Origin of the sequence: Duganella sp. (genome assembly GCF_039595735.1) — a bacterium.
Taxonomy (GTDB): domain Bacteria; phylum Pseudomonadota; class Gammaproteobacteria; order Burkholderiales; family Burkholderiaceae_D; genus Rugamonas.
Window position 1 is genome coordinate 252,642 of record NZ_JBCNLB010000004.1, and the last position, 18,892, is coordinate 271,533.

Genomic DNA, 18,892 nt, shown 5'->3' on the forward strand with positions numbered 1-18,892 from the left:
TTCACGGGCCGCGGCACACCGCCGCCACCACGAAGCTAGGCCGCGCTGGCGTCGATGGAATCTTCCTGCCGAGTGATGGCTAGCTCGCGCAGATAAGGCCAGGGATAGATCCCGCGTTCGTGGCCGTCGCTGAAGACCAGCTGCACACCATAGACGCCGATCTGGCGGATGTCGTCGATGCGCACGTCCGCCGCCGGCGCGGTGGGGGCGATCTGCATGGCGCCGGCCAGCAGACGGTTGGACTGGCATACCGTGCATTTGCATTGCGCGCGCAGCGCGGCGTGCGACAGCTGTTGCGCCGAGCCGTCGCTCCAGACGATGTCCAGCACGCGGCGCTGGCGGTTGTTGACGATTTGCCGTGGATAGCCGCTCATCGTAGTGCGCCTTGAATCTGGGTTAGCGCAAGGCGGGCGGATTTGCGGACTTCCGGATCGCTGTCGTCGGCCGCCACGGTCAGGGCGGGAATGGCTGCGGCGTTGCCCAATTCTCCCAGCGCCAGTGCGGATTCCTTGCGCAGATTGCTGATGGTGTGGGTAAGCGCAGCCACCAGAGATTCCAGCGCGGGGGCGTGGCGCAGACGTCCCAGACTACGGGCAGCACGCAGGCGCACCTGCCAGTAAGCGTCTTTCAGGGTATCGATCAATGCAGCGCCGGCTTGCTGCTTGCCGGCGGGCGGCAGGACGAGCTTGCCCAGCGTGGTCGCGGCTTCCTCGCGAACCTGCCATGCACTGTCGCGCAAGCCGTCCAGCAGCGCGGCGAGGGCGGCCGAGGCGTAATCGGCATCACTTTCATCTGCGCGGCTGCTGGACGGACTGCCGGCGGCGACGTTGGTCGGCGGGAGTGCTGGACTGGAGGCGTAGGCGAGCGCACCGACGGCGGCGCGGCGGACTTCGGCATCGGGATCGTGGCTTACCAGGCGGGTGAGGGCTGGCAGCGCTTCGGGTTGCTTCAGGTAGCCCAGCACGGCAACCGCTTCGCGGCGCACTGCGGCATCGGCGTCGTTCAGCGCCGCCAGCGCTGGTGTATAGCTGCCGGGTGCGCGCAGTTCGCGGACGGCGCGCAGCACTGAGATGCGTACGAAGGCGTCTGGATGCGCGACGTGCGGCAACAGCACGGCTGCCGACGCAACCTGCTTCAATTCGCTCAGGGTATGCGCTGCAGCATCACGCACTTCATCGTCTTCGTCAGTCAGCAGCGCGACCAGTCCTGTCACGCCATCCACGCTTTCAAAAGCCTCCAGAGCGCGTGCGGCTTCGGCACGAACGGCGGCGTCGGTGTCGCGCAAGGCGGCGACGAATAGTGGTGCGTGCTCGTCACCATCACGGTCGGCCAGATCCAGCACCGCAATGCGCCGCACCGCGCTATCCGCGTGCTGCAAGCGCTCACGAAACTCCGCCAGATCGGTATCTTCAAAAATAGTGCTCATGCTTTCCTTAAATGGCAAATTGCAGTTGGCGCGCGCGGTCCGCGCCCAAAGGGGAGAGGCGCTCCAGCGGCAGTTCCGCAACCGTCGGCTGTAACAGCTGCAGGCAGCGCCGTTTCAAGCGCGTAAAGTGTTCCGACGTCACCAGCGACGCATCGCGCGCGCGCGCAAAGTCCACCTTGATCTCTTCAATGATGCGTCCTGGCCGGGGGCTCATTACCAGAATCCGGTCGGCCAGGAACAGCGCTTCATCGATATCGTGCGTGATAAAGACAATGGTGGTGCGGATCTGCGCCCACAGCTGCAACAGCAACTGCTGCATCATCAGGCGCGTCTGCGCATCGAGCGCGCCGAACGGCTCATCCATCAACATCACACGCGGATGATTAATCAGTACGCGCGCAATCTCCACCCGCTGCTTCATCCCGCCCGACAGCTGCGCCGGATAATGTTCGGCAAAGTCCTGCAAGCCCACCATTGCCAGCAACTCGGCGGCGCGCCGGCGACGTTCAGTGCGGCCGACGCCCTGCATCTTCAACCCAAACGCCACGTTATCAATCACGCGCCGCCAGGGGAACAGCGTGTGATGCTGGAACACCAGACCACGCTCCGCATGCGGTCCTTCGACCGCCACCCCATCCACTGTGATGCTGCCGTTGCTCGGCCGCAGATGCCCGGCCAGAGCGCCCAGCAGCGTCGACTTGCCGCAACCCGAAGGCCCCAGCAGGCAAACGAATTCACCCGGCGCCACGTTCAGCGACACATCCTGCACCGCCTCAAATGCCTGCGCACCGGTGCCAACCCGCAGCGACAACTTGTCAATCGCAATGCGGCCATAAGCCTGGTTCACGTCTCTCATGCCTTGTTCTCCTGTTGATGCCATGGCATCAGCGCCTGGCCCGCACGTTTGACCAGCACACTGCTGCCCATGCCCAGCGCGCCGATCACCAGCATGCCGACCACGATATCGGCGTAGTTCTGAATCGTGTACGACGCCCAGGTGTAATAGCCGATGCCGAACTGGCCCGAAATCATCTCCGCCGTCACAAGGCAGAACCACGCCGTGCCCATGCCGATCGACAGGCCGGTAACGATGCTGGGCGCAGCACCCGGCAGCACCACCTCCAGAAAAATCGCCCACGAACCGCCGCCCAGGCTGCGCGCCGATGCGATCAAGCGCGGATCGATCTGCTCCACGCCATGCACGGTGTTCAGCAAAATCGGGAACAGCGCGCCGGTGAAGGTGATGAAGATCATCGACATCTCGGACGAAGGGAACATCAGGATCGCCAGCGGTATCCACGCCACCGCCGGAATGGGGCGCAGCATCTCCAGCGGCGGCATCAGCACGTCTTCCCAGCGCTTCCAGCGGCCGATGCCCAGACCCAGCACGATGCCGGCCGCCGCCGCCACCGAGAATCCGGCGAACACACGCCACAAGCTGGCTTGCAGGTGCTCGGCCAGCTTGGGCGAATGCAGCAGCGCCCATGCCGCTTGCGCAACCTCGCTGGGTGGCGGCACGTTTTGAAAAGTCAGCAGGCCGAGATTGAGACGGTCCCCGGCCGCCCACTGCCACGCCAGCAGGCAGGCTGCCAGCGAGGCCAGACGCAGGCCCCAGCGCAGCGCTTCACTGCCGTTGATGCGATTGATCCGAAGTGCGCTCATGAGCGTGTATCCTTATTTGCTGGCCAGCCTGGCGTCCGTGCCGCCGCCCAGCACTGCGGCGTAGCTCTGCACCGAACCACCGCGCTGCCTGGCCCATGCTTCGGCGGAAGCCTTGGACAGGAAGGCGCTGGTTTCACCTTTTGCGGTGACGAACCACGCATCGTAGGCGAACAGTTTCAGGCCGCTGTTGCGGTCATGCGCATACACCACCCGGATCTTCTTGCCCTCTTTTTCCAGCTTGCGCACGGCGGCGAAGGCTGCTTCGGCGGTAGCGTAGTGGCGTACCAGCGGCTCGTTCGCCACCCACACCTGCGTCAGGCGCGCGAAATCGGTGATCTGCTTGCCGGTGCTGGCATCCTTGGCTACCAGCGGCAGCCGCTTGTAGTTTTTGAGGCTGGCGTCGTAATCGAGATTGGCCTGCTTGAAGGCGGCGCGGATGTAGCTGTCGTCAATGAATTCGTTGACGTCGAGGTCATTGTCGGTGCGCTTCATCAGGCGCAGCGTTTCAATTGAGGTTTTGACGGCCTGGCGGAATTCCGGCTTCCAGGTGAAGTCGCGCGTCTGCAGGCCGAGCGGGCCATGGAACAGGTAGTCGACTTCCGCCTCGATGCCGGTCACCTTGGCGATCAGCTCACTGTATTTTTCCGGCTCGGCGGCGATGATGCGGTCGGCCTCGATCGCGGCGCGCAGGAAGGCGGTGACGATTTCCGGATACTTCCTGGCGTAGTCCGCATCCACCAGACTGCCGTGCAGCGTGGGCGCCTGCGCTTGCGAGCCGTCGAAGATCTTGCGGGCGAAGCCGCGATGCGGGAACAGTTCCGCGAACGGCACGAAGTCGGCGTGCGCTTCGATCTTGTTGGCTTGCAGCGCGGAGCCGGCTACTTCCGGCGCCTGTGTCACCACCGTGATGTCCTTGTCCAGTTCCCAGCCCTGTGCCTTGATGGCGCGCAGCAGCATCCCGTGTGCGGTGGAGGCGAACGGCACGGAGATGGTCTTGCCCTTCAATTCAGCCAGGGACTGCACCGGCGACGCTTTCGGCACCACGATGCCGTTGCCGCTGCCTTGCACACTGCCCGACAGCACCGTGATGAACAGGCTTTTCTTGCCGGCCTTGGCGAAAGCCGCGCCGTTGAAGGAGCCGGGGAAATCGGCCATCGAACCAATATCCAGTTTGCCGGCCACCATTTCATTGGTCAGCGGTGCGCCGGAGGTGAAGTTCTTCCACTGGATATCGTACTGCACGTCCTTATACTTGCCATCATGCGGCAGATATTTTTCCAGCAGCTTCAACTCGCGGATCAGCAGGCCGCCGGTGGCGCAATTGATGGTGGTGTCTTGCGTGCCGATGGCGACGCGAATGGTTTCGGCGTTGGCCGCGCCGAAGGCGAGGGCGGTCAGCAGGACGAACAGTTTGTGTTGCAGAGCCATAGTAAATCTCCAATTCATCGTAACAGATAAGGGATATCGACCGTTACTGCGCCGGTCGGGCAGTCTTTTTCGCAGGGCATGCAGTACCAGCATTCGTCAAACTTCATATAAGCCTTGCCTTTGCTGAAGTCGATGGCCAGCACGTCGAGCGGGCAGACGTCGACACAGACGGTGCAGCCTTTGTCAGCGATGCACAGCGCGTCGTTGACGCGCACCGGCACGCTGCTGGGGGTATGGGCGATGGGCATGGCGTTCTCCTTTATGCAGCTTCGCGCATGATGCGCAGGCGCTGGTAAGCTTGTTTCTCTTCTTCGTCGAGGGCGATGATGTAGGGCTCCAGCGGGCGCTTGAAGCACTGCATGGCGCCATCGATCTTCTTCACCTGCACGTGGCACAGCCAGTCGGCATCGTTGCGCTGTGGATGGTCGACGCGGTTGTGGTACAGGCCCCAGCGGCTCTCGGTGCGGTACAGCGAGGCGCGTGCCGCCATCTCCGCGCAATCGCGGATGGCATGGACTTCCATCGCCCGCATCAATTCATGCGGGTTGGTGGCCGCCAGGCGATCCAGATCGCTGCGTATGGCTTCAAAGCGGCTCAAGCCGATTTCCATCTTGCGCGTGACTTTCGGCGGCTGCAGGTAGTCGTTCACCATGCGGCGCAGTTTGTATTCCACTTGCGATGGCGGCAGGCCGTCCGGCCGATTCAACGGCGCCCATACGCGCGCACGCTCCGTTTCAACCTGCGCCTGGTCCAGCGCCGGCAGCTCGATGGCGGCACAGCGTCCGGCAGCGGCTTCGCCGGCCAGTTTGCCGTAGACGAACGCGCCCAGCATGTAGTTATGGGGCACGCAGGCCAGATCGCCGGCAGCATACAGTCCCGGCACGGTGGTCTCGGCGCGCTCGTTGACCCATACGCCGGATGCGGAGTGGCCGCTGCACAGGCCGATTTCCGAGATGTGCATTTCCACCATCTGCTGGCGGTAGTCGGTGCCGCGTCCGGCGTGGAAGCGTCCGCGGCTCGGGCGTTCGTTAGTGTGCAAAATCGTTTCGATGGTGCTGATGGTTTCTTCCGCCAGATGATCCAGCTTGAGGAATACCGGGCCGTTGCCGCCCTGGAGTTCGTTGTAGAACTCCTGCATCATCTGACCGCTCCAGTAATCGCACTCGATGAAGCGTTCGCCCTTGTTATTGGTGGTGAAGCCGCCGAACGGACCGGTGACGTAAGCGCATGCGGGACCGTTGTAATCCTTGATCAACGGGTTGATCTGAAAGCACTCGATGCCCGACAGTTCCGCGCCCGCGTGGTAAGCCATGCTGTAGCCGTCGCCGGCATTGGTCGGATTTTCGTAAGTGCCGAACAGGTAGCCGGAGGCGGGCAGGCCGAGACGGCCGGCGGCGCCGGTGGCCAGCACCACGGTCTTGGCGCGGATCACATGGAAGTCGCCGGTGCGGCAATCGAAAGCCATGGCGCCGGCGATGCTGCCGTCTTCCGCCAGCAGCAGGCGGGTGGCGACCAGACGGTTGGTGATCTCGACGCGCTGGCGTTTCAGGCGGCGATACAACACCTTCTTGATGTCATGGCCTTCGGGCATGGGCAGCACATAGGTGCCCATGTGGTGCACCTTGCGCATGGCGTAGTCGCCGGTTTCGTCTTTTTCAAACTTGACGCCCCAGCGGTCCAGCTCTTCGATCATGGCGTAGCTGTTTTGTGCGTAGGCCATCACCGTATTCTGGTTGACGATGCCGTCGTTGGCGGTGGTGATCTCCTTCACGTACTGCTCGGGCGTGGCGAAGCCGGGGACGATGGCGTTGTTCAGGCCATCCATGCCCATGGAGATGGCGCCGCTGCGCTTGACGTGGGCTTTCTCCAGCAGCAGCACGCGCAGCTGCGGGTTGGCTTCCTTGGCTTTGGCGGCGGCCATCGGGCCGGCGGTGCCGCCGCCGATAACCAGCACGTCGACAGTCTCGATATGAGTTTGCATAACAGCTCCTATGGGCGGCGGTTGATTTGCAGGCGGTACTGGAAAGCGTCGCCGCGGAAGTAGAGGTATTCGAAATCGAGCGGGGCGCCGTCCGCGCGGTGGGTCAGGCGCTCGATGCGCAGCACGGCGCTGCCCTGCTGCACGCGCAGGGCGTGGGCCAGCGTTTCGTCGGCCAGGATGGCGTCCACTTGCAGGTCGGCGCGGCCGAGCGGAATGCCGTAGTCGTTTTCCAGGATCAGGAAAATGTCGCGCGTGGCCAGGTCTTCGCGCGCCAGGCGTTCACCGATGTCCTGCGCCAGATAAGTCACCTCCAGCGAGACCGGCTCGCGGTTCAGGTGGCGGATGCGTTTGATCTCGGTGACCTCGGCACCCGGCGGCAATTGCAGCTGCTGCGCCACATGCGGCGTGGCGGCGATGGTCTTGTGACTGGTCACCTGGTTGTAAATCTCATAGCCCATGCGGCTCATGGCTTCACCAAAGCCTTCGAGCTGCGTCAACTGCTGGAAGGCCTTGGGCTTGGCGACGAACGTGCCTTTGCCGGGGATCTTGAAGATCACACCTTCCTTTTGCAGATCGCTCAGCGCCTGCCGCACGGTGATGCGGCTGACGCCGAAGATGGTGCTCAATTCACTTTCGGCGGGCAGCCTGGCGTGGGCGGGATAGGTGCCATCGAGGATGCGCTCGCGCAGGTTTTCCTTCACCTGGGTGTACAGCGGCACCGGGGACAGCTCAACGGTACGGAAATTAGTCATGGCTTCACTCATGTTTGCCATAACCTGTCATAACAGGTTATGAACTATCGAATGAAGCCTAGTCTATCGACGCCCTTACTCTTTTGGAACGAATGAAATAGCGCAAGCTTATGCGAAAAATTCAGGCGGCGGCCTGCATGGCGGCGGCGATCTGGGTGCGCAGCCAGGTGTTGGCGGGATCGGTGTCGACGTTGGCGTGCCAGTAGAGGTAGACGTCCAGCGACGGCATGTCGAGGGGAACCGGCAGGATCTGGTTGTTGAATTGCTGGTTGACGATGCGCGCCAGGCGCTCGGGCATGGTCAGCGCCAGATCGGTTTCGCTGACCACGCGGCAGGCGGCGAAGTAGTGCTGGCAGCGCAGCCGGATGCGGCGCTGCAGTCCTTGCCGGCTCAGTTCCACATCTTCCAGCCCCGGTCCGCGCCGGCGTGAGCTGGTCTGGATATGCTCCAGTTGCAGATAGGTCTCCAAGGTCAGCTTGCGCCGCTTCACCAGCGGATGGCCGCGCCGCACCAGCACCACGGTCTTGTCGCCCGCCAGCTGCGCGCGGCGGATGTCGTTCGACAGCGGCAGCAGCACGTCGAGGCACACATCCAGCGTGCCTGCCGCCAGCTCGCTTTCCAGTTCGCGCCGGCTGACCTGCAAGGTGTGCAGCGCCACCGCCGGCGCTGCACGCGCGATGCCGGCCATCAGCGGCGGCAGCACACTGGCTTCCAGCACGTCGCGCACCGCCAGCGAGAAACTGCGCCCGCTGCTGGCGGCATCAAAGCGCGCCGCGCCGCTCAAGGTCACTTCAAAGCCGCGCAGCGCGCGCCGCACCGGCTCGATGATGGAGCGCGCCAGCGGCGTGGCCACCATCACATGGCCCTGACGCTCGAACAGGGGATCATCAAACAGCTGCCGCAGCCGGTTCAGCGCATGGCTGATGGCCGGCTGGGTCAGGTTCATCTTCTGGCTGGCGCGCGTGATGCTGCCCTCGGTGTAGATTGCTTCCAGTACGGTGAACAGGTTGAGGTCAACTTTTGATATATGCATGGAATTTATCTGGCTCAATTAATTCTATTCATTTGATGAATTATAGGTCAGCCGTTAAGCTAGCGTCTCACGGCCAGGTTTGACAGGGAGGGTTATGGGACAAATTTTGCTGGTGCGCCACGGGCAAGCCTCGTTTGGCGCCGCCAATTATGATCAGCTGTCGGAACTGGGCTACGAGCAGGCGCGCCTGCTGGGGCAGTGGTACGCCAACAGCCATCAGTCATTCCATAAGGTGGTGACCGGCGGCATGGCGCGGCACCGGCAGACCGCGGACACTTGCCTGGCCGAGCTGCCCAAGCCGCTGCTGACCGAGACCGAATGGATCACCGATCCGGATCTGGCCGAGTTCGATCACCATGAAGTGCTGCTGCGCCACTGCCCGGAATACGCCGATGCCGCCGCCTTCAAGGCGCTGCTGGCCAATCACGTCGATCCGCCGCGCGCGCTGGAGCACCTGTTCCGCGCCGCCATGCAGCGCTGGATGAGCGGCTGGCACGACAACGACTACACCGAAACCTGGCCCGACTTCCGCCGCCGCTGCGTGCGTGCGCTGGAGCGGCTGGATACCGACAGCAGCAAGCAGACCGCCATCGTGTTCACCTCCGGCGGCGTGATCGCCACCCTGATGCAGCATCTGCTTGGCCTGCAGGACTATCAGGTGATGGAGCTGAACTGGACGCTGGCCAATTGCGCCGTCACCAAGCTGCTGCACCGCCCCGGCCAGTTCACGCTGAGCTACCTGAATAACTACGCGCACCTCGAATGGCTGGGCCAGCCGGGCAGCGTCACCTACCGATAACGGAGATACACATGGATTTCGCATACAGCCCGAAAGTAAGGGAACTCCAGGCAAAACTGACGGCCTTCATGGATGAACACATCTATCCCAACGAAGCCGCCTTCCACGCCGAAATCGACGCCAACCGCGCTGCCGGCAACGCCTGGGTGCCGACCAAAATCATGGAAGACCTCAAACTGAAGGCGCGCGCCGCCGGTCTGTGGAATCTGTTCCTGCCGGACTCCGCACACGGCGCCGGCCTGAGCAACCTGGAATACGCGCCGCTGTGTGAAATCATGGGCCGCGTGCACTGGGCGCCGGAAGTGTTCAACTGCTCGGCGCCGGACACTGGCAACATGGAAGTGCTGGCGCGTTACGGCACACCGGAGCAGCAGAAGCAGTGGCTGGAGCCGCTGCTGGATGGCCGCATCCGCTCCTGCTTTGGGATGACCGAGCCGGACGTCGCATCGTCCGATGCCACCAACATCGCCAGCTCCATCGTGCGCGACGGCGACCACTACGTGATCAATGGCCGCAAGTGGTGGTCGTCCGGCGCCAACGATCCGCGCTGCGCCGTGTTCATCTTCATGGGCAAGAGCGATCCGCACAACGAAAGCCGCCACAAGCAGCAATCGATGATCCTGGTGCCGCGCGATACGCCGGGCGTCAACATTCTGCGCCACCTGCCGGTGCTGGGCTTTGACGACGCCCCGCACGGCCACGCCGAAATCGTCTTCGACCATGTGCGCGTGCCGGCCGCCAACCTGATTCTGGGCGAAGGCCGCGGTTTCGAAATTGCCCAGGGCCGTCTCGGCCCCGGCCGCATCCACCACTGCATGCGCCTGATCGGCCTGGCCGAGCGCGCGCTGGAGCAGATGTGCAAGCGCAGCCTGAGCCGCGTGGCCTTCGGCAAGCCGGTGGCGGAGCAGGGCGTCACCCTGGAGCGCATCGCGGAAGCCCGCATCATGATCGACCAGGCGCGCCTGCTGGTGCTGAATGCGGCCTACATGATGGATACGGTCGGCAACAAGGTGGCGGCCAAGGAAATTGCCATGATCAAGGTGGCGGCGCCGTCCATGGCTTGCCAGGTGATCGACTGGGCGATTCAGGTGCAGGGCGGCGGCGGCATGGCCGATCCTTTCCTGGCCCATGCCTACGCCAGCGCCCGCTCGCTGCGGCTGGCGGACGGCCCGGACGAAGTCCACCGTTCGCAGATTGGCAAAATGGAACTTGCCCGGTATAAATAACCACGTCAGCCTCAAGGTAATCGTTTTCCGCGCACTTGTTGCGCGGTTTTCCCACATCTGTTGACTTCTAAAGCGCGCTGATTTAATCTTGCTCGTCACTTAAGTTAAACGATTAACTAAAATTACAACGGAGACGACCATGAGAAAAACCATCCCCCTGACGCCGATGGCTGCGGCGCTTGGCCTGGCCCTGCTGTCCATGAACGCGCAGGCCCAACAGGAAGAATCGACCACCAAACCCGGCACCCTGGAGACTGTAGTCGTTACCGCGAATAAACGCGTCGAAAAATTGGAAAGCGTTCCAATGGCGATTTCGGTGATGAGCGAACAGGAAATCCAGCGCACCAACATCCGCGAGATCGAAGACGTGGTGGCCATGATGCCATCGCTGACGCTGAACTCCGGCACCACCGCCGCCAACAATGCCATCTTCATGCGCGGCATCGGCACCGTATCGGTCGGCATCGGCGTTGAGTCGGACGTGGCCGTCATCATCGATGACATTCCGATCGCCACCCAGTTCCAGGCCTTCAAGGACCTGGCTGACGTGTCGCGCATCGAGGTGCTGAAAGGTCCGCAATCGACGCTGTTCGGCAAATCGGCGGTGGCGGGGGCAGTCAACATTGTCACCAAACCGATTTCCGGCCCGATGGTGTACCGCGCCAGCACCTACCTCACCAACGACGATGAATGGCGCGTCAACGCCTCGGCCGGCGGCCAGCTGGACGAGCACTTCGCCATGCGGCTGTACGCCGGCAAGACCCGCATGCCGGGCAATTTCCACAACCTGACCGACGGCAAGGACGTCAACGGCTCGGGCGGCAAGACCTTCATGGCCAAGCTGCAGTGGAACCCGATCGAAAGCGTGCAGGTCGACCTGACGCCGCGCTACAACTTCCAGGAAAACTCGCGCGGCGTGACGGCCGTGAACGGCTTCTTCCTGCGCACCGGTTCGCAGGCGGCCGGCACCCTGGTGTCGACCCCGATCGGCCTGGACGGCGTCTACCTGAACGGCAATCCACAACTGCCGGCCTCGAAACTGCTGGCCGGCATCAACGTCAACGATCCGGGCAACCGCAATGTGCGCCGCGATTTCCCGACCGGCCTGATTTCCAGCGACCGCGGCGTGGGCCTGAAAGTGGCGTGGACCTTGCCGAACGAGGCCACCCTGATGTCGATCACCTCGTGGAGCAAATACCTGGCCAACGACTTCCGCGACCAGGACTTTACCGACCAGCCGACCATCGCCGCCGCCGGTTCAACCATCCCGACCATCGGCAACTACCAGTTCGGCACTTACGACATCCGCTCGAAAACGCAGGAGATCCGCTACGTCTCGCCGGACACCGGTACCTTCAAGTATGTGGCGGGCCTGTGGCTGGCGCATAACGAAATCTACCGTCACTTCATTCGCGGCTACTGCGTGGCGCCGATGACCTGCAACGCCAACTCGCCATCGAGCCCGACCAACTACTACACCGACATCTATAACACCAACAAGGCGGTGTTTGGCCAGGCCTCGTGGGAATTCCTGCCGACCTGGACCTTGACCGCCGGCGTGCGCTTCAACGAGGAAATTTCGGGCTACCACTACAAGCGCAACTTCTACACCGACCAGCTGGACGAGGCGTCCTTCAAGCCCGGTCCGGTGGGCGTGGACCAGTTCGAAAGCTATGGCAACAGCGACCCGGCCACCACCGGCAAGCTCAGCCTGCAGAAGCAGATCACGCCAGACTGGATGGTGTATACCCAGGTATCGACCGGCTACAAGGGCGAGGCGTATGACGTGACCTCCGGCCTGAAAGCGGCGGCGGCCTTCCCGGTCAAGCCGGAAACCAGCCAGAGCTTCGAAATCGGCACCAAGGCCAATCTGTTCAACAACCGCATGTCGGTGGCGGCCACGTATTACAACTCGGACTTCTTCGGCTACCAGCAGAACGTGACCTATGTGCTGCCGAACGACCCGACCATCTACAGCCAGCTGAATTCGATCCCGCACATCCGCACCCACGGTTTCGAGATCGACGCCAACGCGCTGGTGGCCAGCAACCTGACCGTGAACGCCGCGCTGGCTTTCACCTTGCCGACCATCGAGAAGTGGGCCAATGGTCCGTGCTATAGCGATTCCACCAATGTTGCAGTCAACGGCACCAAGCTGGCCGCCAACGGCTCGATCGCCGGCCAGAACGCCGCCTGCTTCCCGATCACGCCGGGCTCGACCACCGGGGTGCAGAATCTGGACCACTCGGTGTTCCCGGGCACGCCGAAGATCAAGGCCAACATCGGCGCCAATTACGACTTCGCGATTCCGTCGATGCCGTTCAAGGGCTTTGTGAACGCCAATGTGCGTTATCAAAGCGACTACCTTACCAACATCAACAATGATCCGAACGCGCGCAACAAGGCATATAGCATTACCGACCTGGGCTTCGGCATCCGCGCGGCTAACGACAGCTACAAGCTGAGCTTCCGCGTCAACAACCTGTTCGACCGCTTCTACATCCCGAACGCCAATGCCAGCGGCCCATCGTCGTTCCGCGCCGGCCCGACCGCCACTTCGCCGCAGGTCACGGCCAACAGCTGGGTGCCGCCGCGTGATGTGTTCCGCTACTTCAGCGTCAAGCTGGACGTGAAGTTTTAAGTGATATACGCCGTGTGAATCTCTGGCATCAGAAAGATAAATTGGATTAATGGTCGAGTAAGGAGCATCATTCACCTGTCTCCTCTATTCTCCTCCAAGGAAATAGATTTAGCCCGCTCCCTGAGCGGGCTTTTTTTTATCCCTTGCGGGCGAGCGGGAGCCAGAGGGTGAACAGGGTGCCGGCGGGGTGGGATAGCCAGCTGACCTTGCCGCCCACCGAGGCGGCGCGGCGTTGTTGATTTTGCAGGCCGCGGCCGGCGCCATTGCTTAAAGCCTGCGCCACGTCGAAGCCTGCGCCGTTGTCGGCAATGTGCACTTGCACGCCATCGGCGCCGGCAGTGGTGCCGACCCGGATTTCGCTGGCCCGCGTGTGGCGCAAAATATTGGCGATGCTTTCCTGGACGATGCGCAGGATGTGCAGCGCGCTCGATGGATTCAGCCACGGCAGCGTCGGCAGTTCCTTCACTTCCCACAACAGTTGCACGCCCGTGCCTTCCAGGCGCGGCTCCAGCCGGAAGCGCAGGGTGGCCAGCAACAGTAGCAGATCCGCCTCCACCGGCTCCATCGAATCGATGGTCAGCTTGAGGTCATCCAGACAATCTTTCAAAATTTGCGACACGCGCTCGTCGCTCATGTTGCCGCGCTCGACCGAGCGGATCGCGCTGATCAGCGAAGAGCCCAGCCCGTCATGCATGTCCTGCATCAGCCGCTGGCGCTCGTCGCTGATGGTCTGGCGCAGTTCGATTTCGCGCAGGCGCTGGTGGCTGGCCTCCAGTTCCGCCTCGCGCTTTTTCAGCCGCTCGGCCAGGCTGGCGTTGACGCGCTCCACTTCCGCAATCGCATCCACGTAGCGCCGGTACATCAGGATGCCGAACGTGACGAAGCACACCGCCGGCGCATACGCGCCCAGATACCAGCCTTCCGCGCTGATCACATTGTTTTGCAGCAGCCAGTCGGTCATGCCCATGGCGGTGCAGGCAAAGATGCCATACACCACCAGCCGGCCCTCCGCCGAATGGCGCCACGCGCAAATGCCGCCGACCACGCAGGCCAGCAGGCTCATCATCGGCGCCACGATGTAGATCAGCGGCGTCACGGTCGGCATATTCGGCAGCACCGCCAGCACCGGCAAGGTCAGCACGGCGATCGCCAGCGTCACCGCCACCAGTCCGCGCGTCAGCCAGCGCAGCGGCCGCTGGTGCAGCTGGCACAGGAAGAAGTGCACCGCCAGCACCAGCCAGAACAGCGAGTTGACCGTCAGCCAGGCAAACCAGTCGTTTTCCACCGGCAGATCGACATAAAAATGCAAGCCGCGCAAAAACGCCGTGGCCGACAGGTTGAAGAACAGCAGATAGGCAATTTCGTGCGGCCGGCGCAGCCACACAAACAGCGCAAACACGCCCACCGCCAGGAAGGCCGCGCTCAGCATGGCCGGCAATTGCTGCTGCAGCCACATGCGCAGGTGGTAGGACGGGCGCAATACCTCGGCCGGTCCCAGCCGCAGCGACGCCAGCGCCGTCTGCGAGGCATAGCTATGCTCCAGCCGCAGCAGGATTTCGCGCACCGGCTCGCTGCCGCGGCCCTGGTCCAGCGTGAACCACAGCGGCGTGCGCGTGCTGTTCCAGGAGGGCCCGTTCTGCTGCGCCCGGTGCGCCAGCCGGCCGTTGATGTAGACCGCAATCGTGCCGTCGGTCTTGACGCGGATGCCGTACAACGCAAGCGGGCTGGCCGGCACGGGATAATGGTCGACCGCCACCTTCAGCCAGGTGACGCGCACCGCCGTGGGCGGCTTGCCGCTGGTGCCGGACTCGGCCTGCCGCAGCAGCGCGATCGACGGGCTGAACGGCAGCGACACCAGCCGCCATGCCGGCGCCAGGTCCGCGCTGTCCATGGTGGCGGGCGGCGCGGCGTAGGCCGGCGCGGTGGTTTCCTGCCAGCCGGCCTGGGTCAGGTGCAGGCTGGCGGCATCGCCGTGGCCGGCGTCGTTATCAAGATAGAACGAGGCGGCCGCGATCAGCACCGCCACCGAAAAGAACAGCAACAGATGGGCCAGCAGCCGCGACGAACGTTCCATCAGGACAGCAGCCCCTGGGTGCGTGCCTCAAAGATGGCCTCGGCCTTGGAAGACACCTTCAGCTTGCTGTAGATGCGCCGCACGAAGGTGCGCACGGTGAAGTGCGACAGCTGCATCAGGCCGGCAATCTCGTGCACGGTAAAGCCTTTGGTGATGTAGTCCAGCACCTCTTTCTCGCGTTGCGACAGCAGGGCGGCGCTGTCCTCGCCGGCGTGGCTGCTGGCTGGCGGCGCGGTCGCGGTGTGGCGGAAGCGCGCCAGCACCTGGCGCGCGATGATCGGGCTGATCGGGCTGCCGCCGTTGGCCAGGCTGCGGATTTCGTCGCTCATTCTGGACGGCGAGCTGTCTTTCAGCAGATAGCCGGCGGCGCCCGCCTCGATCGAACGCATCACATGGGTTTCATCGCCAAAATTGGTGCTGACCATGATGCTGCAGCTGGGCCATTGCTGGGCCGCGGCGCGGATCACGGCAATGCCGGAACCATCCGGCAAGCCCAGGTCCACCAGCAGCACGTCGGCTGGCGGACCGGACAGCAAGGCCAGTCCTTCGGCCTGGGTGGCGGCGCGGCCGACCAGCTGCATGTCGGCCGATTGCTGCACCACCAGGCGGAGGGCGTTGCTGAAATCGGGATCGTCCTCGACGATGGCGACGTGGATGGGGCGGGGATCGGTGTGCTTCATGCGGCCATTTTACGCCGGATGCGCTGGCCCAAGGCCCGATGTAGCACTTTCGTGCTACATACAAGATGCCAATCCGGCACCTACAATAAAGCGGTTTTATCTCGCGCTTTTGATCAATGCACCGCCAAGACACTTTGCCGCAGCCCGGTTCGCGCCTGCCGCGGCGCGCCATGCTGGAACTTTCGCTGACCGGCCAGCCGCGCTCGTGGCAGGTGCGCGAGCACCGTTACCGCTGCACCGGCTATGGCCGCGCACGCTGGGGCATGGACATGGGGGCCGTGCTGGACGTGATCGCGCGCGAGCATCCCAAGGCCGGCTCCACGCTGCACCATGATATCGACCGTGTCAGCGGCGAGCAGCAGCTGGAGTTGATCCTGCCGGCGTTGCCGCCCGGCCCCGGCGCCGCACGCCTGCGCTATATCTTTGACGCCGAACAGCACCGCCTGCACGAGGTGCACCTGCACTGGATCAGCGGCGGCGATCCATCCCACGAACAGCGCCTGCCGCTGGTGCAGGCCGCCACCCGCCTGACCGGCGAACTGATGAGCTATCGCTGGTCCGGCCTGACGACGCTGCGCGGCGCGGTGCGCGGACCGGGCGCCTTGCTGCTGTTTTCCGGCCGTGACGAGGAGGGCGCCACGGTGGAAGTCAGCCTGGACGGCGTCGCCTTCGACGTCGAACGGCCCGGCGCGCCAGGGCGGCCGGAACACCGGCCGGCGCCGCGCGGACCGGCTGCCCTGCGGCTATCGTACAAGGCGGCCAGCTGGGTCAGGCTGGAATAATGTAAACTGTATGCGCATACAGTATAATTCTGTCATGACGCATACCGCACATACCGGCTTCATCCTGACCCGTCACTGGCGCGACACGCCCGGTGGGACGGAGATCGACTTCTGGCTGGCGACCGACGCCGGCCCGAAGAAAGTCCGGCTGACCGCGCAAACATCGGTCGCGTTTGCCGAGGCAGCGCTGCGCGGCGTCATTGAAGCGCAGCTGGCGCCGGACGCCGGCATCGAATTGCGCGAGCTGCAACTCAAGACCTTCCAGCAGCAGCCGGTGGTAGGCGTCTACGCCGCGCGCTACAAACAGCTGACGGCACTGGAACGCACGCTGCGCGACCATGGCGTCAAGCTGTACGAGGCGGACATCCGCCCGCCCGAGCGCTACCTGATGGAGCGTTTCATCACCGCCACCGTGCAGACCGAGGGCGGCCACCACAGCGGCGCCGTCATCCACAACTGCAAGCTCAAGCCCGCGCCAGCGTACCGGCCGGCGCTGCGCATGGTGTCGCTGGATATTGAAACCAGCGCCTTTGAAGAGTTGTATTCGATCGCGCTGGAGGGCTGCGGCCAGCGCCAGGTCTATATGCTGGGCGCGGCGCCGGCCGCGCCGCCGCCGGTGGATTTCGACCTCGAATATTGCGCCACCCCGCGCCAGCTGATCGAACGGCTGAACGCCTGGATGGCACGCCACGATCCCGACGTGGTAATCGGCTGGAACGTGGTGCAGTTCGACCTGCGCGTACTGCAAAAAAACGCCGACAAGCACAAGGTGCCGCTGGCGTTCGGGCGGGAAGGCAAGGCCATCGAATGGCGCGAGCATCCGGGCAAGCAGGGCTATCTGTTTGCGCCGGTGCCGGGCCGCATCATCCTGGACGGGATCGACGCCCTGAAGTCGGCCTCGTGGCTGTTCCCGTCGTATAGCCTGCAAAACGTGGCGCAGGCCATGCTGGGCGAAGGCAAGGACATTGGCGACGACTACGACAAGATGGCCGAGATCGAGCGCCGCTTCCATGAGGACAAGCCGGCGCTGGCGCTGTACAACCTCAAGGACTGCGAGCTGGTGACGCGCATCTTTGAGAAAGCCAACCTGCTGGCCTTCATGATCGAGCGCGCCACCGTGACCGGCTTGCAGGCCGACCATCTGGGCGGTTCGATTGCCGCCTTCAACCATCACTACCTGCCGCGCATGCACCGCGAAGGCTATGTGGCGCCGAATGTGGGCGACATCAGTGGCGGCGCCTCGCCGGGCGGCTTCGTGATCGATTCCAAGCCCGGCCTGTACGACTCGGTGGTGGTGCTGGATTACAAGAGCCTGTACCCGTCCATCATCCGCACCTTCCTGGTCGATCCGGTCGGCCTGATCGAAGGCGAGATCGCCACCGACAAGGCCGACGTGGTGGAGGGCGTGAACGGCACCGTGTTCTCGCGCGAGAAGCACTGCCTGCCGGCCATCACCACCGAAATCTGGAAACAGCGCGATGCCGCCAAGCGCGCGAAAAACGAGCCGCTGTCGACCGCGCTCAAGCTGCTGATGAATTCCTTCTGCGGCGTGCTGGGCGCCAGCGAGTGCCGCTTCTTCAATCCCCGGCTGGTCTCCTCGGTGACGCTGCGCGGCCACCAGATGCTGAAGCAGACGCGCGAGCTGGTGGAGGCGCGCGGCTACGACGTCATCTACGGCGACACCGACTCCATCTTCATCTGGCTGAAAAAAGAATATCCGAATCAGGAAGCGCTGGCGATCGGGCAGGGGCTGGCGGATTACATCAACGATTGGTGGCGCACCATGCTGAAGGAAAAGCACGGCCTCGACTGCCACCTCGAAATCGAGTTCGACACCCACTACCAGAAATTCTTCATGCCGACCATCCGCGGCACCGACATGGGCAGCAAGAAGCGCTATGCCGGCCTCACCATCAACAGCAAGGGCGAGGAAGAAGTCATCTACCGCGGGCTGGAAGTGGCGCGCAGCGACTGGACGCCGCTGGCGCAGCAGTTCCAGCAAGGCTTGTTCACCCGCATCTTCAAGGACGAGCCGTATCAGGAATACGTGCGCGAGTATGCGCAGAAAACCATGTCCGGCGCCTACGACGACCTGCTGGTCTACCGCAAGCGTCTGCGCCAGCCGCTGGACGAATACAAGGTCAACGTGCCGCCGCAAGTGCGCGCCGCCCGCCTGGCCGATGAGTACAATCAGGCGCAACGGCGCCCGCTGCGCTACCAGAACGGCGGCTGGATCAGCTATGTGATGACCACCGGCGGGCCGGAGCCGCTGGAAGTGGTGCGCTCCCACATCGATTACGAGCATTACCTGACCAAGCAACTGCAGCCGATCGCCGACTCGATCCTGCTGCCGATGAACGACAGTTTTACCAGCCTGACCACGGCGCAAGCCAGTCTTTTCTAAGGAG

General features: G+C 63.4%; 16 protein-coding genes. 5 read left to right on the forward strand and 11 right to left on the reverse strand.

Going from position 1 to position 18,892, the window contains the following annotated elements:
- Positions 1-35: 35 nt before the first annotated feature.
- The 9 genes from ABDW57_RS10890 to ABDW57_RS10930 all read right to left on the reverse strand — a co-directional run bounded on the left by ABDW57_RS10890 (position 36) and on the right by ABDW57_RS10930 (position 8,282).
- On the reverse strand, positions 36-374 hold the full coding sequence (locus ABDW57_RS10890) for a gamma-butyrobetaine hydroxylase-like domain-containing protein (protein WP_343730220.1): 339 nt from the start codon (positions 372-374) through the stop codon (positions 36-38).
- Positions 371-1,426 (reverse strand): HEAT repeat domain-containing protein, encoded by a 1,056-nt coding sequence (locus ABDW57_RS10895; protein WP_343730221.1) that lies wholly within the window; start codon positions 1,424-1,426, stop codon positions 371-373. The genes ABDW57_RS10890 and ABDW57_RS10895 overlap by 4 nt, the downstream gene beginning before the upstream one ends.
- 7 nt (positions 1,427-1,433) lie before the next feature.
- Positions 1,434-2,282 (reverse strand): ABC transporter ATP-binding protein, encoded by an 849-nt coding sequence (locus ABDW57_RS10900; RefSeq protein ID WP_343730222.1) that lies wholly within the window; start codon positions 2,280-2,282, stop codon positions 1,434-1,436.
- Positions 2,279-3,088 carry an ABC transporter permease gene (locus tag ABDW57_RS10905; RefSeq protein ID WP_343730223.1) on the reverse strand — a complete coding sequence of 270 codons (810 nt, stop codon included), beginning with the start codon at positions 3,086-3,088 and terminating at the stop codon, positions 2,279-2,281. The genes ABDW57_RS10900 and ABDW57_RS10905 overlap by 4 nt, the downstream gene beginning before the upstream one ends.
- Before the next feature lie 12 nt (positions 3,089-3,100).
- Positions 3,101-4,516 (reverse strand): ABC transporter substrate-binding protein, encoded by a 1,416-nt coding sequence (locus tag ABDW57_RS10910; protein ID WP_343730224.1) that lies wholly within the window; start codon positions 4,514-4,516, stop codon positions 3,101-3,103.
- Between the two features lie 14 nt (positions 4,517-4,530).
- Positions 4,531-4,764 carry a ferredoxin family protein gene (locus tag ABDW57_RS10915; protein WP_092278798.1) on the reverse strand — a complete coding sequence of 78 codons (234 nt, stop codon included), beginning with the start codon at positions 4,762-4,764 and terminating at the stop codon, positions 4,531-4,533.
- Between the two features lie 11 nt (positions 4,765-4,775).
- On the reverse strand, positions 4,776-6,497 hold the full coding sequence (locus ABDW57_RS10920; RefSeq protein WP_343730225.1) for a fumarate reductase/succinate dehydrogenase flavoprotein subunit: 1,722 nt from the start codon (positions 6,495-6,497) through the stop codon (positions 4,776-4,778).
- Between the two features lie 8 nt (positions 6,498-6,505).
- The gene (locus tag ABDW57_RS10925; RefSeq protein ID WP_343730226.1) at positions 6,506-7,249 is read right to left on the reverse strand and encodes a GntR family transcriptional regulator; all 744 of its coding nucleotides are present in this window, start codon (positions 7,247-7,249) and stop codon (positions 6,506-6,508) included.
- A gap of 121 nt (positions 7,250-7,370) precedes the next feature.
- Positions 7,371-8,282 carry a LysR family transcriptional regulator gene (locus tag ABDW57_RS10930; RefSeq protein WP_343730227.1) on the reverse strand — a complete coding sequence of 304 codons (912 nt, stop codon included), beginning with the start codon at positions 8,280-8,282 and terminating at the stop codon, positions 7,371-7,373.
- A gap of 94 nt (positions 8,283-8,376) precedes the next feature.
- On the opposite strand from ABDW57_RS10930, the gene ABDW57_RS10935 reads away from it, so the two are divergent.
- The 3 genes from ABDW57_RS10935 to ABDW57_RS10945 all read left to right on the forward strand — a co-directional run bounded on the left by ABDW57_RS10935 (position 8,377) and on the right by ABDW57_RS10945 (position 12,948).
- Positions 8,377-9,081 carry a histidine phosphatase family protein gene (locus tag ABDW57_RS10935; protein ID WP_343730228.1) on the forward strand — a complete coding sequence of 235 codons (705 nt, stop codon included), beginning with the start codon at positions 8,377-8,379 and terminating at the stop codon, positions 9,079-9,081.
- An 11-nt stretch (positions 9,082-9,092) separates the two neighbouring features.
- Positions 9,093-10,307, forward strand: coding sequence for an acyl-CoA dehydrogenase family protein (locus ABDW57_RS10940; RefSeq protein WP_343730229.1), 1,215 nt, complete (start codon positions 9,093-9,095; stop codon positions 10,305-10,307).
- A 139-nt stretch (positions 10,308-10,446) separates the two neighbouring features.
- A complete protein-coding gene (locus ABDW57_RS10945; protein WP_343730230.1) occupies positions 10,447-12,948 on the forward strand; it encodes a TonB-dependent receptor in 2,502 nt (833 codons plus the stop codon).
- A 136-nt stretch (positions 12,949-13,084) separates the two neighbouring features.
- Here ABDW57_RS10945 and ABDW57_RS10950 read toward each other — a convergent pair whose 3' ends face one another.
- Both ABDW57_RS10950 and ABDW57_RS10955 read right to left on the reverse strand, forming a co-directional pair.
- Positions 13,085-15,022 (reverse strand): sensor histidine kinase, encoded by a 1,938-nt coding sequence (locus ABDW57_RS10950; RefSeq protein ID WP_343730231.1) that lies wholly within the window; start codon positions 15,020-15,022, stop codon positions 13,085-13,087.
- Complete coding sequence (locus ABDW57_RS10955; protein WP_343730232.1) at positions 15,022-15,702, reverse strand: response regulator transcription factor; 681 nt, start codon at positions 15,700-15,702, stop codon at positions 15,022-15,024. Before ABDW57_RS10955 ends, ABDW57_RS10950 begins: the two co-directional genes overlap by 1 nt.
- A 116-nt stretch (positions 15,703-15,818) precedes the next feature.
- On the opposite strand from ABDW57_RS10955, the gene ABDW57_RS10960 reads away from it, so the two are divergent.
- Positions 15,819-16,484 carry a hypothetical protein gene (locus ABDW57_RS10960; RefSeq protein ID WP_343730233.1) on the forward strand — a complete coding sequence of 222 codons (666 nt, stop codon included), beginning with the start codon at positions 15,819-15,821 and terminating at the stop codon, positions 16,482-16,484.
- 34 nt (positions 16,485-16,518) lie between these two features.
- Positions 16,519-18,888 (forward strand): DNA polymerase II, encoded by a 2,370-nt coding sequence (locus ABDW57_RS10965; RefSeq protein ID WP_343730234.1) that lies wholly within the window; start codon positions 16,519-16,521, stop codon positions 18,886-18,888.
- Positions 18,889-18,892: the final 4 nt, after the last annotated feature.